General features: G+C 36.0%; 13 protein-coding genes and 1 tRNA gene. 6 read left to right on the top strand and 8 right to left on the bottom strand.

Features of this window, described 5'->3' with window-relative positions; translation table 11 throughout:
• Nucleotides 1-30: 30 nt before the first annotated feature.
• The 5 genes from AAGD68_RS05445 to AAGD68_RS05465 are packed head-to-tail and all read right to left on the bottom strand — an operon-like array spanning nt 31 to nt 10,710.
• The gene (locus AAGD68_RS05445; protein WP_265045102.1) at nt 31-3,024 is read right to left on the bottom strand and encodes a type IV secretion system protein; all 2,994 of its coding nucleotides are present in this window, start codon (nt 3,022-3,024) and stop codon (nt 31-33) included.
• On the bottom strand, nt 3,021-5,420 hold the full coding sequence (locus tag AAGD68_RS05450) for a type IV secretion system protein (protein ID WP_265045104.1): 2,400 nt from the start codon (nt 5,418-5,420) through the stop codon (nt 3,021-3,023). The genes AAGD68_RS05445 and AAGD68_RS05450 overlap by 4 nt, the downstream gene beginning before the upstream one ends.
• A 33-nt stretch (nt 5,421-5,453) precedes the next feature.
• Complete coding sequence (locus AAGD68_RS05455; RefSeq protein ID WP_264687933.1) at nt 5,454-8,006, bottom strand: type IV secretion system protein; 2,553 nt, start codon at nt 8,004-8,006, stop codon at nt 5,454-5,456.
• On the bottom strand, nt 7,999-10,404 hold the full coding sequence (locus AAGD68_RS05460) for a VirB4 family type IV secretion/conjugal transfer ATPase (protein WP_264688467.1): 2,406 nt from the start codon (nt 10,402-10,404) through the stop codon (nt 7,999-8,001). The genes AAGD68_RS05455 and AAGD68_RS05460 overlap by 8 nt, the downstream gene beginning before the upstream one ends.
• A gap of 9 nt (nt 10,405-10,413) precedes the next feature.
• Nucleotides 10,414-10,710, bottom strand: a complete 297-nt coding sequence (locus tag AAGD68_RS05465) for a type IV secretion system protein VirB3 (protein WP_253307377.1) — start codon at nt 10,708-10,710, stop codon at nt 10,414-10,416.
• A gap of 116 nt (nt 10,711-10,826) precedes the next feature.
• Between AAGD68_RS05465 and AAGD68_RS05470 the strand changes: the two genes are divergently transcribed.
• Nucleotides 10,827-12,362: a lysine--tRNA ligase gene (locus AAGD68_RS05470; protein ID WP_265016662.1), complete on the top strand. Its 1,536-nt coding sequence runs from the start codon at nt 10,827-10,829 to the stop codon at nt 12,360-12,362.
• 33 nt (nt 12,363-12,395) lie between these two features.
• Here the strand turns inward: AAGD68_RS05470 and AAGD68_RS05475 are convergent, their stop codons facing one another.
• Nucleotides 12,396-12,992 (bottom strand): RDD family protein, encoded by a 597-nt coding sequence (locus AAGD68_RS05475; RefSeq protein ID WP_253309168.1) that lies wholly within the window; start codon nt 12,990-12,992, stop codon nt 12,396-12,398.
• Between the two features lie 24 nt (nt 12,993-13,016).
• Nucleotides 13,017-13,099, bottom strand: a tRNA-Leu gene (locus tag AAGD68_RS05480).
• A gap of 107 nt (nt 13,100-13,206) precedes the next feature.
• Here AAGD68_RS05480 and AAGD68_RS05485 point away from each other — a divergent pair.
• The 4 genes from AAGD68_RS05485 to AAGD68_RS05500 all read left to right on the top strand — a co-directional run bounded on the left by AAGD68_RS05485 (nt 13,207) and on the right by AAGD68_RS05500 (nt 16,262).
• Nucleotides 13,207-14,658, top strand: coding sequence for a replicative DNA helicase (locus tag AAGD68_RS05485; RefSeq protein ID WP_253309169.1), 1,452 nt, complete (start codon nt 13,207-13,209; stop codon nt 14,656-14,658).
• Nucleotides 14,659-14,782: 124 nt separating this feature from the next.
• Nucleotides 14,783-15,469, top strand: a complete 687-nt coding sequence (locus AAGD68_RS05490; protein WP_341814173.1) for a hypothetical protein — start codon at nt 14,783-14,785, stop codon at nt 15,467-15,469.
• Between the two features lie 62 nt (nt 15,470-15,531).
• A complete protein-coding gene (locus AAGD68_RS05495; protein ID WP_341814174.1) occupies nt 15,532-15,852 on the top strand; it encodes a hypothetical protein in 321 nt (106 codons plus the stop codon).
• A 164-nt stretch (nt 15,853-16,016) separates the two neighbouring features.
• A complete protein-coding gene (locus AAGD68_RS05500; protein ID WP_341814175.1) occupies nt 16,017-16,262 on the top strand; it encodes a hypothetical protein in 246 nt (81 codons plus the stop codon).
• Here AAGD68_RS05500 and metG read toward each other — a convergent pair.
• The gene (gene metG, locus AAGD68_RS05505; protein ID WP_264687937.1) at nt 16,259-17,836 is read right to left on the bottom strand and encodes a methionine--tRNA ligase; all 1,578 of its coding nucleotides are present in this window, start codon (nt 17,834-17,836) and stop codon (nt 16,259-16,261) included. The genes AAGD68_RS05500 and metG overlap by 4 nt on opposite strands.
• Before the next feature lie 139 nt (nt 17,837-17,975).
• Here metG and AAGD68_RS05510 point away from each other — a divergent pair, with 139 nt between their 5' ends.
• Nucleotides 17,976-18,446, top strand: coding sequence for a TrbC/VirB2 family protein (locus AAGD68_RS05510; protein WP_264687938.1), 471 nt, complete (start codon nt 17,976-17,978; stop codon nt 18,444-18,446).
• Nucleotides 18,447-18,457 lie beyond the last annotated feature (11 nt).

The raw sequence follows: 18,457 nt of genomic DNA on the forward strand, positions 1-18,457 counted from the left end.
AATTAGTTACTCCATAACATCATTCATATCTTACTTCTCTCCATTTCCTTCCTTGTTTTTAGCTTTATCACTAGGATCACTTCTTATTGTTTCATCAGGATTTTTTTGCTGACCTGATTGTTTTGGTGCTTCAGGTTTAGAGCTCCCCCTCTCCTTTTTATCAGGACCTTCTTGCTTACCTGATTGTTCTGGTATTTCAGATTTAGGGCTCATGGAATTATCCTTCACGTCAACTTCCGTCCGATCTTTACCCACTTGTTGCCTAATGTTCTGTATCATACCTTGGGTGTTATTATCAAGGCCAACAGTTGACAGTATAGCTTGTGATGCGCTTGTGGCAACTTGACGAACACTGCCAGCAACTCCCCAACCAGAGCTGAATAGTGCTTGTGCCATAGTTTCTGATATAGTAACAAAAGCTTCCATTGCATTAGCAATAATTAAGTACATAAATGCTTGGATCAGATCTATGGGCAACGCTGCAAAGTGCCCACCAGCCCTTTCTCCGGTACTGAGTGCAACATCAACATTAGTGCCAGGACTGTATCCAAGAGGCAGTATTGATTTCATCAAGCACAGATCATACGATAAGAAATTTACGCTAATTAAACATTGATAGCATGCAGAAAAATTTGTGAGATTGTATAGAACTGAATACATCAACTGATTTAAAAGAGATAAAGATGAAAATAAAATAACTGGTTGTACTGCAACGTGAGCCAGCGTTTTTATCCAGTTATCAAACAAGGGTTTAGTCTGTTGAAATAAAATAAACACGATAAACAAAGGTGTTAATGACAGTAAAAACGCTACTAGAACAGTAGATATTACATATTTAAACGTAGCGCTAATAATGCATTTTAAAAACGCAAAAGTAGCGTAGAGTATTGCCAAAAATGCAATAAAGCCAAAAGGACCAGAGAGCATCAACGATAAAAACTTTAACCAAGTTTCTGCTGTGAATAATATTCCTGCTGTCAAGTCTAAGAATGCAAATTTTCTCCCCCCTTCCCCTATATAGCCAGAAAAGCTATCAACTAAATAAGTGCTACCATCTATAAAAAGTCTGGATAAAGTTGTACCAAAAAGTTCCCAGCTTCTATCGCTAAAGGCAAAAGCTATAAATGCTATCTTGAACATTCTTACAATGAAATCAAATTTACTTAGCTGTATTGTTCCAAGCATATAGCCAACGACAGTAAATATAACGTATAGAGTAAGCAAAGCTCTTACTCCTTGAAGAAGACCTCTTGCATATCCTTTGTATGAATCTTTAACGCTGTCACCAATTACTTCTTTTTTCATAAAACCAAATATCTTGTTTATATTTGATGAAATAAAATCATTAATTTTTCTTTTGACAAATAAAGTTACACTATACTTATTGTTTTCGTAATATTTGCCATTTTTGTCCGTAATGTCATCTCTCTCTACGTTGCTTACATCAATACCAAAATATATCTTCTTAGATTCTTCGTTCTGAAAGTGTTTTCCGCTTATTACATCTAATATAGTGTACTCATCTTTTCCGTCTACTCTTTCTCTCACTCCTACCACTTTGAAATCATTAGTTCCCACACCATGCAAATCTTTAGGTGGCTCATCACCCAAATACACATACAGTTTTTCGCCATTAATATATTCACATGATCTAGTCACTTTAACATGGTACCCACCCCTATTAGCTCCATAATGATCATAATCTGCAATGGCAAGCATCACACTGCTACCAGGTGTTACACTTCCTATTGGATAGTCATGATTTAATTTCAGAGAAAAATCTCCAAATTCATCTTTAATTTGTGAACACACATTATCCCCTTTTGCACCCCTTTCCTTTGGAAGACATTGAATACCTTTAGCAGTATCTTGATCACCAAGATCACCAATTTTTGCAACAAGAGCCTCAGCCCATGAGATATCTTCTTCAGTGTTTGATGTAAAATCAACGTTAATCTGCATGGGACCCCCTTTATTTTCTTCTATCCTCTTAAGCTTATCTTCAACTCCTTTAAGGTGAGAATACATGTCACATTTATTTCCTTTATCATATTTGCTATACCTTATAGAAGAGACACAGTTCCGTTCTTTGTCTTTATATGTATAATTCCATATACCCTTCTCGGTATAGCACACGTTCTGATAGTAACAATTAAGCTCATAAGAGCTGTACTTTTTCACCTCGTTAGAATCGCAGTTTTTTCCATCACATAATTCGTTCAATCCTATTTTAGCGCGGCGTAAATCGAGTAGCGAGCCATATATCCATGGTTCGTTGTCTTGAATATAACCTTTATTAAAATGTACCTTATTATCATATGGGGTGTAACCATTGCCAACTAGCACTTTGCTTTCCTTTGCTTTTGTTTTATCAAGAGGTAAAAATTGTATTTCATTTTTTGTACCATCTTTACCATCACAAAAAAACTCTCCCCCCTGATGTACTTCACTCACTGTAGCTTTCTTATATACAGTTTCCTTACGGTCATTTTCTACAGCTTTATAACAATTATCATCAAAATTGATGCCTTTCCCTTCTGGATTGTCATAATCAATTGTTATTTTTCTGGGAACTAAGCTAAAGCTTAACCTGTCACCAGGACTTACTTTTATTCCAGTATCTACATAACGTCTATTGCTGCCAAATTCTTTACCGCCGCACAATTCGTTTTCATTTACGCCATAATTATTAGGCACATCGTTAATATTTGCAGCTTTACTATAATTTGGTTCTGAGCCATCAGCACAAAAGCTAGCTGGCACAAGTACTTTCCTTGGATTTTTGTCTTCTTTAAAAGGGCAAAAATTTACTGATCCATCGAGGGTGAATTTGATTTCCTCACCCTTGCTAATTATCTGACCAGAATCAACCCAATGAATTTTAACTCCTTCATCTGCTTTATGAACTGGAACATCCACATTAACGCTGGTGTTTCTGCTCTGCAACCCAGGCTCAACACACTCCATAGTACAACCAGTGATTGCAAGACACAGTATCAATAATAGTGATCTTTTACTTATCATTGCTGTCTTCCTGGTTGTGGTATCTGAGGCGTTGACCTTTGAGTCCCTTGTGGTATTTGAGGTCTTGACGCACCTGACTGTTGAAAAGTACCTCCTCCTCTTCTTTGAACGCTTTGTTCATCTAACCCTACTGTTCCCATTAAGCTTTGTTGATATTCTTTTCCAGGTTCGTTTTGCACATAAGCACCAAACAACGAGTCAGATATTGCCGAAGAAGCTTTAACTAAAGCTTTCATAGCGTGTCCCAAAATAACAAAAGCCATCATAGCGGTAATATTAGGTGTATATTTGGAAGCATAACCATAGAAGATACAAGGGTTAAAAATCTTTAGGTTAATACTAAGTATACACGTAGAGCAGACTTCAAAATCAAATACTGAATATATGATATAATCCATAACCTGACTTATCAGTGATATAAAAATTAAAAGCACTACTGGATGAATCGCAAATCTTGCTAAATTTTTAACCCAGTTGTGAAACATCTGCCTAGTATACGCAAATAAAAGACAAATAATAAAAATAGGTGCTAAAGAAAGCAATAACGCAACTATTGCTATAGATGTAATAAAAGAAAATAAGGCATTAAAAATAGATAAGCTCACTGTGATTAAACCCCAAATCACCAAGCAAAAAGATACAATGCCCAAAGGGCCAGAAAATATAAGAGATACTATTAACAATACTGAATGCGATGACAGAAATCTATTTAACGGCAAATCAAGAAACTCAAAAACATTTGAAGTAGTGCCTCTGAAATTTGCTATTTCTATTAACTGTTTTGGGGTGTTAATAAAAATAGAAAATGCATTGTTATAAAAAAAATTCCAACTGTTGTCCTGCAGCAGCTGGGTAATAACTCCTATCTTTACGCATATAATTAGAAACTCATATATAGAAATATGAGTTAATCCAAAAAAGTAGTAAAGGGTATATAAGATTATGTATAATACTAACAGCGATATTATCGTAGATCTAATGATATTTGTTTTGCTTGATTTTAGAAAACTTTCGTAAAGATGCTTTACAGGACTAGTATCAGAGTGAATCGCGTTGGAGTCTTTATAGCTGGAACCAAAAAATGCAGTTTTTACTTTTTCGTCAAAAAAATTATAGATTGCACTAAAAGTTCTTGTAGGTGGCTCTTTAGTTGTTAGGTTAATGCTAAACTGACCTTCATTTTTGTAATCGCAGCCATGGTCTCTTATTCCGTAATATATGGTGCCTGTTTTGTCTTTTAACTTTTCTTTTAAGCTTTCCATGTATTGAACGTCATGAACTTGGCTAATATCCACAGATATATCCGTTTGGTCTTCACCAGGCTTATGGTCAGGGAATTTATCAGAAACACGTATATATAAGTTATTTTTTAGGCTATGGTTCTTTGTTACTCTTATGTTGAAACCACCTTTGTCATTTCTATCGTAGCAGTGCTCGTCATTTCTACTACATAAACTAAAAGTTAAACTTGGTGTTCGATGGTATTTTTCTATCTTATAATCACAGTTAGTACATATGCCACCTGTTGGAATGTATTCAAAATCTTCACCATCCATGTGAATTTTCAAAAGTGTAATGCCAGTTTTTATCTGTTTTTCTTTTAGTATTTTACTAATAGCTTCAACATCAGACCGGGATATCTCACCTTCTACACTATTGTATTCAATATATGCGCAACCTTTGTTTCCGCTGCCGGAAGGAAATTTACATATACGTCCGCAGAGTAAATTCAAAATGCGCGTATCTATTTCGCTTGCGCTGCTATCTGAAAGGCTCCTACAGTCTATATTTTCTCCTTGTTTTATAGAATTGATGATATTTTTAATCTTTTTTTCATCTTGATCTAACTTCGAAAACCAGTACTCTTTTCCATTCAACCATTGCGCATCGCCTATTATATATTTATTAGGACATATTCCATCTTGAATACTACCTTGACATTCTTCTTGATTTAAAACATGTGCAAAATGTTCCGTTTCTTGCTCGCTACACTTTTCATCGATTTTCACATACCTGATTTTTGTCTCACTCTCTTTATCTTTACACACTTTACTTCCAATAACACTAAAGCTTATCGTATCGTCTTTTTTAAGTGCAAATGGTAATGTAACGTCATTTCTCCCAGGCCTAATTGCAAAATCTGCATACTGCTTAGGACAAAAATTAACCTTACTAGGCACTATATTAATCTCTGTTACGCTTCTTATCCCATCTGAGATGTAAACACCAGAATCAACCCACTTCTGCTCTGTTGACACTATATCTAGTTTTTCACGCAAACCTGATAAATTTTCTGGCTTAATACAGTGATCCTCCCCGCATCCAGACAATAAAAAAAGTACCACAAAACTTATGCATAGCTTACCCAAGTTTTGGTTACTTAAACGTTTAAGCATCTGTTACTTACCTTAACTAGCATCACCGCCACCTTAGTTAATCTTTTCGCTGGAACCTTTACCACTATCTCCACCTCCTCCACCAGCACCACCTCTTGCCTTCTTGACAGCCGCAGCAGCAGCTTGACCAACACCTCCAGCAGCGGCTTTGGCAGCAGATAAAGCTTTGCCCACCATTTGTCCAGGTGTACTACCAGAACCGAGTAATGCTCTATGGTTACCAGCAAGTTCAGCAGCCATGTTAGGAAGAATGTTTAAAAAGTGGTAAAAGAGGAATAACACTAGACACAACTTTAATAACTCTCCGATGAGAGAGCTGCCAAACTCCATGTATTTAAAGTAGAATAGACCAAGTATGTTGCTCTTTTTAAAGCTATAATTTTGCATCATACATGCAAGAGTAGTTTCATTTTTATCACATTCACCATCCTTCAATTTGAACCACTGTTTTTTCTTACTATCTGAGGTTTCTGCTTGTTTCTTTTCATATAGCTTATCCGATTCAAATTTCAAATTTTTAAAATATATTTTATCACATGCTATGAACATAAAGGACAAAAACGCAAAAAGGATAACCGGGTATAAGCTATAGGTAATCAACTCTTTCACCCAGCCGTCAAAATATCCTTTGGTGTGTTGGAATAAAACCATAGGAATAAACAAAGGTGATAGAATAACAATTACACTTAAAGCAACTAGAGATAAAATAAATACATAGCACAGCCACAAAATAACCATCATCATCAGAACGGCCATAAATATACAGACAAGAGCTACTAAAATTTGTCCACCAGCGAAAATAATACCAATCACCGAACCTGCAACTAACAAGACAGGAGCAGCACCAAGCAAGACTGCTAACGTTGCAACACCTCCAGTACCAATTTTGCCACCAATTCCATCTAAAGGGGCACCTAAATAAAATAAAATTCTACAATCAAGCCTATCCCAAGGTGCAAGATAACTGTAAGATACCTTCTTTCCTTCACGAGTATATTCATAATCTGTACCTGCTTTATAATTACATATGCCTTTACTTTCAGATGACGCTTTTAGCACTATCTCTGACAAACCATTTGAGAGACGAGTTAATTCTCCATAATAATGAGACATGGTACTGCCTGTTGTGAAGTAAATCACTAAAGCGAATTTAATAATCAACATGTACATTTCTTGTGGGCTGCGAACTCCACCAGACATAGCTTTTATAGAGAACAGTATTAAAGCTAAAACCAAAACAGCAGTTACAGTGTTTTTCAACCTCTTTTGTGCTACAGATAAGAAACTGCCCTTGTTATGTCCATCTTTATCTTTAAGTGGGCTGCCACTTGAATCAATACCTGCAACTAAATTATCTAACGATTCCTTAATGCATTGCACTATCATAGAAGTGATGGGAATAGGAGCTAATGATTTACTTCCTGCCTGATTATAGCAAGCTTTAGAGACATACGAGCTAAAACAGCCAGCATTATCATAACCTACAAAAATTTTCCCCCCTTGTCCGTTGAGTCCTTTTTCTTTAGATCTGATAATAGTTTTATAGTCATCATTATTACCAATAGAAACTTTTTCCTCTCCTGTACCATCTTTATTTTTGAATGTCATCATAGATTTTTCACACATAGGAGCAAGTGGGTCAGGTGGCAATTCCGTGCACCCCATATCAACCCCTTGCGGCCAAGGAGTCATTTCGATACCAAGCATGCTCACACTTCCCAGCTCCACACACAACCTGCCCATTTTTCTTACTGCTTTAAATGTTGACCCATGTATGGTTTCGCTTTGCCCAGCTTTAAGAACTTTACATTTCAGCTCACCATCGACCGTCGGGGACCATGACCCATCTACATATCCAGTATCTTTTTCCCTTACATCAAAGTCTATGTATCCAGGTTTTTCTCTGGAATCAAAGTCTTTCTTGTTAAAAAGATTACCAAAAGTTAAAGGATTTCGATGACATATTTCTATATATTCACTGTATTGCACACCGTTTTTTGGCCAGTAATAACTTTCTGTACTCTCCTGAACGTTAGAATTTAAGGCTTCTTTTTCTGCTCTTTTCCCGTCATAGTCTTTTTTGTTCACGTCTTCCCGAGCTTTATCTTGCAAACAAGAAAAATATTCATCTTCTGTTTGGTAATTTTTATTGGTGCAGCCACTATAACCTGTGTCTTCTTTAAAATTTTTGTATTTTCCATCATGACCACGTGCAACTGGGTGTTTAACAAAACTATGTTCACAAACAACAAGCCCCCCTATTGCTTTCCAGACTCCAACAATTGCAGCTATCATTCCAACAATAACAAGAGCGGTAAACAAACCAGCAGAAGAGACGATTAAGACAATGCCAGTAAATATTGCGCCAACAGCAATCGCTATTCCAGCAAGTGCTGCAGCTGTTTTAAACGCCCCACAATCAGGATTAGAGGCACGACTGAAGCTGCCAGTGGAATTAAATCTGCTAACAAATTCTGTCTTGTCAGTACCACTTACTCCATCTGCAAGCACTGGATATGAGAGTAAAAAGTCTATATTTAGTAAAAATATCGCAATTAATAGCAATGACAGCTTAGTCTTAAACATTTTTTACCTTCTGATAAAATATAGGCAACCATACTTTTGGGTTGTCCCCAACTTCATTTAATATATCGTGTAACAATAGAACACTTTCTGCACGTCCGGATAATACGTTGATTATATCATCTAAGTCTTTTAAGTCTATTCTAGCTACCACAGCATTAACTCCTTGTTTCACCAAAAAGAATCTAGTACTCGGATCTGTGTGCTTAATTAATATATATTCACGTTCAGTTAACATAAAAACATCCCGATAGACACTAGTAGCTTTCAGATTTGGTAAAAAAATCTGTGTCGCTGTTTGTTGTACAAGCGTATCGCTAATAGCACTTTTACTTGCATCCTCAACACTCTGAGTAGCAAAAATCACAAAAGCATTTAGTTTTCTCAGTACCTTCAACCAGTCTTTTATCTTGGGTGCAAAAACTGGATTATCTATTAATGCCCATGCCTCATCAAGAACGATAATAGATGGAGTGCCATCAAGAGATATACTAATCCTATGAAATAAATAAATCAATACTGGTCCAAGGGCAACAGGATCTTTGAGCAAGCTAGCCATCTCAAAACCAAATACTCTTGCTCGTGAAAAATCTAGCAAATCTTCTTTATTGTCAAATATTGCAGCATGAGAACCATTATCATGCCACATAGATATTGCCCCAGCTAGAGTATCAGGACCTGCAAGTCCTAAAAACGGTACAAGGTTTCTCAAGAACCTGTCTTCTTTTCTTAATTTAAAATTTCCTTCAATTGCATCATTAATTCGTGCAATATCTTCTGAAGTAAATTTATCATTATATACCGAAATTAAAGACTTTATCCACTCCATTAAAAATGTTCTATTATCAGAGGTGTCATCAAGTTGCAAAGGATTAAAATTTGTTTTAGTTCTTGGTTCTATTACAGTATAGATACCACCAAGTGCTCTTAAGAAAATCTCTGCACCGCGATCTTTGTCAAAAAAGAATATCCTTGGAGAAAATTTTATCGCTTGAGCACATAAGAAATTCATTAAAACAGTTTTACCAGCACCAGTTGGGCCAATTATCATAGTGTGTCCAACATCCCTTATATGAAAGTTGAAAAAAAATGGAGTACCAGATGTCGTGTCGAAAACTGTAACGGCATCTCCCCAGTGGTTATTGAATTTATTACCAGTAGGATAATTATGTTGAGATGCAAATCCAGCCAAATTAAGACTACTTATTGTAGCTTTTCTCACTATATAATCGAAATTACCAGGAATTTGCGCCCAAAATGCTGGTTCAAGGTTAACTCTCTCACGGACAGGGTAAACACCGCAATTAGAAAGCTCTGATTCTACCAACGACAGAGCGTTATCCAATGATTTAGGACTTTTTTCTATACATAAAATAGTCAGGTGATGTTGACCAAATGCAATCTTACCACTCATTGCGTCATCAAGCGCTTGAGAAATTTCTGCTATTTGAGAAATAGCTTTATCTGCAGACTGTATCATTCGATTTTGCTGTATCTGCATTTTTCCAATCGCCATTTGCCTGTTTATAAATTGAAAAGATTGCGTAATTATAAACTCGTAAGGAAGTTGTAAAAACGAATCAAGCATTCCTGCAGAAGTATGATTTCCATATTCTTTGATACTAACTACTCCAGCATATTTACTCTCATTATGAGTCACAACCTGTATCATCTTACGGCCAAAGAATAACCTATGTACTGGTAAGTATCTTGATATTTCAGTTCTTAGCGGAAAAAGCGTATTTGTAACGAAGCCACAATTTACGATTCTAGATAGAAACTCCATTATTTCGCAGAACAAACCATCTGGAGTTTCTTTTACTCCAAGAATTTTAGGCGAATAATTTCTAAGGCTTGTCACTACACGATTTGTCGTTTCCTCTAAATCTTCATACGTGGCACGCATATCACTTTCCCAAGCATGTTTTGAAGTTACATGTCCGAATTTTTTTAGTAGATATGACAAAAATTCTACTCCTTTTGTGTCTGCTCTACGGATAATCGTAATGTATAGGTCATTAATAAATGATTGCCTTGTTGCGTGTTTTTCTCTCCATTTTAGATTTACGTGATTAGCGAAAAAATTCGGCAAACCTTGACTTGCAAATTCATCAGAAAAAATATTTTTTTTACGTCTGATAGTATGAAAATACAAACTAAATGCCGGAGATGAAATGCTTCTGAGCATCTGATTCCTGATATTATTTTGTATTACTAAATCCTCGTCATCGGCGGTTTCAAATGCAAAGCCACTTAGTTTTATAACCTTAACCAACCAATTTTCTTTTGTCATCAAGGTTGTGCTATTCCAATAGCAAGAATAAGGAATAAATTCAGCAGCGTGAACTTCCCTGCTCAGAGTAGATTTACTCTTTGATTGAATAGCCCTAAACCTCAGCATCACACAACATTAAGCAATATCATAAGAATTGGCTCCATGATAAAAACGATTTAAACATTTCGAGCACTTTCCTAATTTTACCATAAATAATTCAATAAACAAAGGTTCTTTTGCAGAAGCTATATAGCCAAGTCCATGTATACCTGGTAACATTAAAAGAATCACTCTCAAATCATTTGAATTAATGAAAATTAGCAGGCAAATCAGGACGTTTAATATTGCAAACATATAACTCACACCAAAGAGCATTGCAGGTCTTGTAAGACCTTTAAATAATTGATCTGTTTGTATACTACCTGTGGACATATCTTTAACCTTCTAATAATAGCTCTAACACTAATACTATATCATTATATTAAAAATCCATTGAAACTAGTAGCACTTTAAGTTAAGATACATTGATTAATAATTTAACCCAGATAATGACAAGTTGGCCATTTCAAGAAGCAGAAAAAATATTGCAAGAGTTTCCTAATAAAAAAGAAATAATATTTGAAACTGGTTATGGACCCTCTGGTTTACCCCACATAGGAACCTTTGGAGAGGTTTTCCGCACTACAGTTGTTGTAAATGCATTAAAAAAAATAGCTCCTGGTATAAAAACCAAAATCATTGCAGTTTCAGATGATATGGATGGTTTGCGAAAAATACCAGATAATGTGCCAAATCAAGAGATGCTAAGGGAGCACTTAAATAAACCATTGACTATGATACCCGATCCATTTGGCACTCATGAGAGTTATGGTCATCACATGAATTCGTTGTTGTGTAAATTTCTTGATTTGTTTGAATTTGAATACGAATTTAGGAGTGCAACAGAGTGTTATAAATCTGGCGTTTACGATGAAAAACTTTTACTCCTGCTGAAAAATTATGATAAAGTGATGGACGTAATGCTTCCATCATTTCGGGAAGAAAGGCAGCAGACTTACAGTCCATTCTTGCCGATATGCCCAAAAACTTCCCAAGTTTTACAAGTTCCAGTAATTGAAACAAATACAGATAAAGGAACAATCACGTATGAAGACCCAAACGGGGAAAAAATAGAAGTTCCAGTGACAAAAGGAAAATGTAAACTGCAATGGAAACCTGATTGGGGAATGAGGTGGGCCGCATTTGGAGTAAATTATGAAGCTCACGGAAAAGATTTAACTCCATCTGCTGTGCTTTCAAGTCAAATATGTGAAATACTTGGAGAAAAGCCACCACTTCTGTTTTGCTACGAGCTTTTCCTTGATAAAGAAGGAAAGAAAATATCAAAATCAAGAGGAAATGGCATTTCGATTGAAGAGTGGCTAACTTACGCACCAACGGAGAGTTTATCACTGTATATTTTTCAGAGTCCTAAAAAAGCTAAACGTTTATATTTTGATGTGATACCAAAATCAACCGATGAGTATCTAGAGTTTGTAAGGTGCTATAATGAGAGTAAAGAAAAAGATATAAATAATCCTGCATGGCATATTCATCAAGGTGAAGTTCCCAGTATAGAAACTTCAGGTATAAATTTTACGCTACTTTTAAACCTAGCGGCGGCTTGTAACGCTGAAAACAAAGAGATTCTCTGGGGTTTTATATCCACTTATGCACCAAGCGTCACACCAGAAAATAATAAAATGCTTGATAGACTTTCAGACTTTGCAGTAAAGTATTACCACGATTTTATCAAACCAACAAAATCATATAAAACTCCAAATGCAAAAGAGAAAGAAGCGTTACTAGATTTGAAGGACACTTTACACTCTCTATCTACAACTGTTACTGCTGAAGAAATTCAATCTCAGGTATTTTCTATTGGAAAAAAATATGATTATACCAACTTACGTGACTGGTTTCAGCTATTATATGAAACGTTACTTGGCCAAAAAACCGGTCCAAGAATGGGATCTTTCATAAAGCTTTATGGAATAGATAATACGATTTCTCTCATAGAAAGCGCTACTAAATGTATACTGTAGAGTTTACCTTCTTTCATTTGAGCTCTTTAGTTTTTAGTTCTGCCTTCTAAGGCTTTTACTCGTGACAACCACTGTGCCTGCGATCTTGTCGTGCCAAGTTTGACAGCGTTTGTTGAAATTTGACCATAAAAAGCCCAAGAATAATGGTGCAGCTGACAATATAAAGGAAAAAAATCTCTTTGTTGCTTGTCTTAGGGTCATCTTTTCGAAAGTTTGTGCATCCACAACTCTAAGCCCAAGTAATAGTTTTCCAGGTGTAGCAGCAAACCTTACCCACATATATGTTACATAGCAAAAGAGCATAATGCATTGGACTATTTGATTTAGGATTTGTAATTTTATAAGTCTACTCTGCGTTGTCTTTTCTTCTGCAGACAGTGGCGCTTGCATTTGGTATTTTGCAGCAATTTGACTTAATATTTTGCTATCCTCTGAGTTCATAAAGAGCTTATTTAAGGCTTGGCTGCAAAACTGCAAGAACAAAACGATAATAATCAAATCAAGCAATACTGATATATAGCGCCTAAGTCCTGTTACATAACATATCCCATTTTCATCTTTCTTTACCTTTTGAATAACATTTATAGAAGAAAAAATAGAAAATAAACGATTAAAAAATTTATGTAACATATATATACTTTCCAATATTTAACGTGCCCCTGGCCGGACTTGAACCAGCATGCTTTTGCAAGCAACAGATTTTGAGTCTGCCGTGTCTACCATTCCACCACAGGGGCATTAAGTTTTAATGCTATAGGCAACACGGAATTAGTCAAATTTTATATGTCTTTCAAATGAGGACTAAATATTCTACAATAATCAACAGTTACTCTCAAAACTTAAAATGAATGAATTAGCTAGTCTCCTCAGTTCAAGAAGTGTAGATAAGGAAATATGTAAATTACCGCATAATTTAGAAGCTGAACAGATGCTTATTGGTGCAATGATTCGTGATAATAGAATCTGTGATGCAGTTGAAGACACAATCACAGCAGAAAATTTCTATGATCCATTACATCAAAGTATTTTTACGCAGATATCCAAAACCAGGAAACACGGTATAGTTGCCAATGAACTAAGCCTCAAAATGTTTTTTGAGAACGACCAAGCGTTTACCGAGTGTGGTGGGGTAGAGTACTTAGCAAAGCTTGCAGCAAAGGCAAGTATTGCACTTGATATCTATAGTTTGACTAGAATAATCCGTGATACTTACTTAAGGAGATGTTTAATTAAGCTCGGGCAAGAAATAGTTGGTGATAGCTACAACTACGATATTGAAAATCCTGCACAGGCGCAAATTGAACAAGCAATGACAAAATTGTTCAACTTAGCAGTAAAAAAACAAGGTGAGAAAACATATATAAAACTTGCAAGTTCAATTAAAGACGTAGTTGAGAAGATCAGCACACTGAAAAATAATCCAGAAGCGCTGGGCGTTACAACCGGACTTCAAGATCTAAATCAGCTTCTTGGTGGCCTACAAAAATCTGATTTATTAATTTTAGCTGCAAGGCCTTCTATGGGTAAAACAGCACTGGCGCTAAACATCGCACTTAATGCTTGTAAGATGTTGCAAAAAAGAGCAGATAAACAACATTATGTAGCGTTTTTCTCACTTGAAATGTCAGCAGAACAATTAACCGCAAGGCTGATCACTATAGATTCAGGGATTAGTTATTATAAGGCATTAACCGGGAGAATTAGTGATTTTGAATTGCATGAATTTATCAATGCTAGTACAGAATTATCTGAACTGCCTTTCATCATAGATGACACCCCTGCGCTATCAATTAGTGCCCTTCGCACCAGAATACGCTTGCTGTATCAATTATATAATGTAGAAGTGGTATTCATTGATTATTTGCAGCTAATCAGAGGAACAACAAAAAGAAGTAATGAAAATAGAGTACAAGAAATCTCGGAAGTGACGCAGGGTTTGAAAGCAATTGCAAAAGAGCTGAATATTCCCGTTGTTGCACTATCTCAGCTCTCTCGTTCTGTTGAGCAGAGAGACGACAAAAAACCACAACTTTCTGATTTGCGTGATTCAGGAAGCATAGAGCAGGATGCAGATATAGTGATGTTCCTCTATAGAGAGGAATATTATGAATTGAGAAAGCAACCAAGTGAAGGAAGCAATAAACATCGAGAGTGGCAAGAAAAAATGGAAAAAATTAGAAATATTGCAGAGCTTGTTATTGCAAAGCAGAGAAATGGGCCAATTGGCAGTGTGAAGCTATATTTTGACTCTAACAGAGGTTCGTTTAAAGATTACACGGAGAGGCATAGTGTGTAGCTTGGCAGCAATCTTCTTGTTCCCAAGTTCATCAATTGTTTTTTTATGTAAAAAGTTAGCTTGACAACTTCCTTTAAATCCTTTTATATGGTATTATATTTTACAATACGTGAGGAATAATCATATGAGTAAAAACAATTTACCCTATTATATAGCTGGAACTCTGGCTGCTTTAACTTTATTAGCATCTGGAGTGTTTGCTGCAGCTCCTTATATTGGTTTCTTAGCTCCTGTTGCAGCATTAAGTGTTGGCCTGCCATTTATTATTGGTGGTGCTGTATTTTCTGCTGTAGCTATGGCACTTTCGTATAAAGCAATTAGTAAGAATAAAACTATTTCTGAGAAAGATGTTCAACTGACTGAGAAAGTAGAAGAAATATCTAAAAAAGATGCTCAACTAGCTAAAGAAGAAGATAAAGTACAGGCTCAAAAGCAAACAATTTCTGGGCAAAATGACCAACTGACTAAAAAAGAAGCGGAAGTAAAAGCTAAAGAGGAGGAAAATTCTAAGCAAAAAATTGAAATTAATAAAAAAAATGAGGAGATTGATAATCAAAAAAAAGAAATAGAAGAACTTAAACACAAGAAAACTTTTGTTCCGCAAGCAATGAAGAATATCAAAGAAGCATCTCAAGAAGTATTTGCATATGTAGCAGAAGCCTACAGTAGTGGGCGCGTTCATAGTACTATTAAGCAGCGCCGTAGTGATGTTGCGAATGACTTAAAAAATGTCGTAGGTAGTGCGAAAAATGCTTATGGCACATCAGTTGAGTATGTAAAAGGGAAATTTAATGTGCTGGAAATAAATTAAAAAATGTTTATGGTACATCAGTTGAGTATACAAAAGGAGCACTTAACAGCGTTGGAAGCAGCTTGTACAGTAGATTTCATGGTACTAAGGTTTCTAGTTCGGAAGAGCAGTTTAAGCGTGAAGATGGATCTAAACCTAGTATGCAAGAACTAACTAGTTTGGATTACTTAGATCTTGCAGTTTCTTCCAGTGAGCAAAAGCAACGAGCTAATAGTTTGGATTATTTAAATATTGATAACGACGTTCCTAAGCAACCTGATCATTTAAGTATTGATGCTGCTAAAAGGTATTTAATGAGTCTTTCTGAGGATCAGGAGATATTTTATGATGCAGAATCTGGTGGTGAAAAAGATACTGAGACTTCTAGCCTGAAAGAGCAGTGAGATGAAAACAGTAAAGCAAAAGTTCCGTCAAGAATTTCTGATTTATGTGAGTCAGTAAAAGGAAAGTTTACCAGCTTTTGAAGTGGGGTACAAAGTATTTATAGTAAGAATGTTTATAATGTGCACTAGGTACTGATCTGTTGCATGCTCAACATAAAAACACCTTGGCTAATGTACCACAAGAAGAGGTTGTAAATAAAGAAGCTCAAAAGCCAGAAGAGCAAGCAGACCAAAAGCCAAATCTTCAAAGGGACAACAGCATAAACAATACGGAAGAAGGCGGTAAAAATAAAAGGAGTGGAGCCGCAAGAAGAAAAAGAAAACAAGCACGAGTAGAACAACCTATAGTGTATACAGTTACAACAAGTAATAAATATGATGTGTTGCTACCTGAATGCTTCCTTAGTTAAACATCAACCCTCAAAAAAACCGGCGTAGGTTTAGGCAGCGTAATGCCTGAACTTACGCACGTATCGCACAAAGATTTTAAACCTCGTTGCTCTTTCGGAATTTGCAATTGATCGAGTATCATTTCCGCTGACCTCGGGACAATTGGCTGCAATAAAGTGCCAATTATCCTGATGTATTCCAGTAGCTTATAAATTACTAAGTTCATGCGCTCTCTGTCAGTTTTGCTTAGTGTCCAGGGTGCACTTTTATCTATATAAGCATTGGCTTCAGAAGAGATGTTGATGATTAGAAGTATGATATGGTTAAACTCATACTTTGATAGGTGATTCATCACCTGATCGAGTATAGCTTTGCAACCTGGAAGACTTTCTTCACCTTTAAGTAGGCTTTGATCGATTGTTGGTACAATTCCAGAACATTGCTTGTGTAAAAATGAAATTGTTCTTTGTACTAAATTGCCTATATTGTTTGCAAGTTCTGAGTTTATGCGGCTGATCATGTTTTTCTTACTAAAGTTGCCATCCTGGCCAAAACTTGCTTCTCGAAGGAGAAAATAGCGTAGTTGATCAACACCAAACTCTTGAGCGAGGCCAATTGGATCTATGACATTACCAAGAGACTTGGATATTTTTTCTCCTTCGTTTAGCCACCAACCATGAACTGCAATTTGTTTTGGCAGTGGCAAATCTGCTGCAAGGAGAATCGCTGGCCAATACACAGCATGAAAGCGCAATATGTCTTTGCCGATTACATGAACGTTGAAAGAGTTGTCAGCTAGGTTTGCAGTGCTTGACACTGGAATCTGTATTTCTGGTTCTGCCCAAAACTTCTTATATTCTTCACCTTCAGTACTAGGGAAACCTATTGATGTAAGATAATTGGTTAATGCATCTATCCAGACATAGATTACGTGTTTGTCATTACCTGGTACTTTTATTCCCCAGTTAAAACTAGTGCGAGAGATTGAGAGGTCAATGAGCCCTGATCTTACAAACGATACCACTTCATTTTTTCTGCTCTCAGGAAAGATAAAATTTGGCTGATTTTCATATAGTTCTAGTAATTTATCCTGCCAATTCGACAAACGAAAAAAGTAGCTCTCTTCTTTTACCCATTCAACCTCAGCACCTGTTGGTGCTTTGCCATCTATCAGCTCTGATTCCTGATAAAATGCTTCATCACGAACTGAATACCAACCCGAATAGGAATCCAAATATATTTGTCCTCTCTCTTCAAGCCTATTCCATAAAGCTACCACTGCTTTTTCATGACGTTCCTCCGTAGTGCGAATAAAATCGTCATACTCAAAATTCATGAACTTAGCTAATTCTTTAAATGAAACACTCACTTCATCTGTAAATTCTTTTGGCTGCATTTCCTTTGCTTTAGCTGCTTTTTCTATTTTTTGTCCATGTTCATCTGTACCGGTGGTAAATTTGACATTTTTCCCAGCTAGTTTCATGAACCTTGCCACCACGTCACACAAGAGAGAAGTGTATGCATGACCGATATGCGGCTTATCGTTTACGTAATATATTGGCGTGGTGATGTAAAAACTCTCAAATCGATCCATGGTTTAGCATTTTGATAAAAATCAACTGAGTTAATTATAGTATTAAAAAGGCAGTAATAAATAAATATTGATTGGGTTAAGCATAATTTTTGAAAAAAGCTATTTACTGAAATTTTATTAAAATAAGAAACAATCAGGTATGATTATTGAAAGAACAATGGGAAATTTTCTTGTAATTCTATTTATAGTTTTCTATGCATTTGATGCACACGCTGATGGAGCAACAGATGTAATGTGTAATGTAATAGGTTACGTTCATGGAATAGGTGGACCAATGATTACAGTAGTAGTAATTGGTACAAGCTTGCTTGCAATATTTGGAAGAATGCCTTGGCCTTCACTTTTCTCACTTGGTATGTTTGTTGCTGTGTTTTTTGGTGCACCTAAAATTGCAACAGCGATAACAGAAAAAAACGTTTGTAATTTTCTTGAAGATCAAATGCCGGTTCGTTGTCCTTATAAAGGTCAAACGTTGGTTCAAGGAAAGTGTGTTGCTGCTCCTGGATATGAACGTGTAGGTACAAGTTATTCTTGTCGTCGCGGTTGGGCGCTAACTAATAAAGGCTACTGTATAAAAGCTGGCCAAGATCCTTCAAAGTATTGGAAGTGAAAATGGTGCTT

This window comes from Wolbachia endosymbiont (group A) of Machimus atricapillus (genome assembly GCF_964027095.1).
Classification (GTDB): domain Bacteria; phylum Pseudomonadota; class Alphaproteobacteria; order Rickettsiales; family Anaplasmataceae; genus Wolbachia.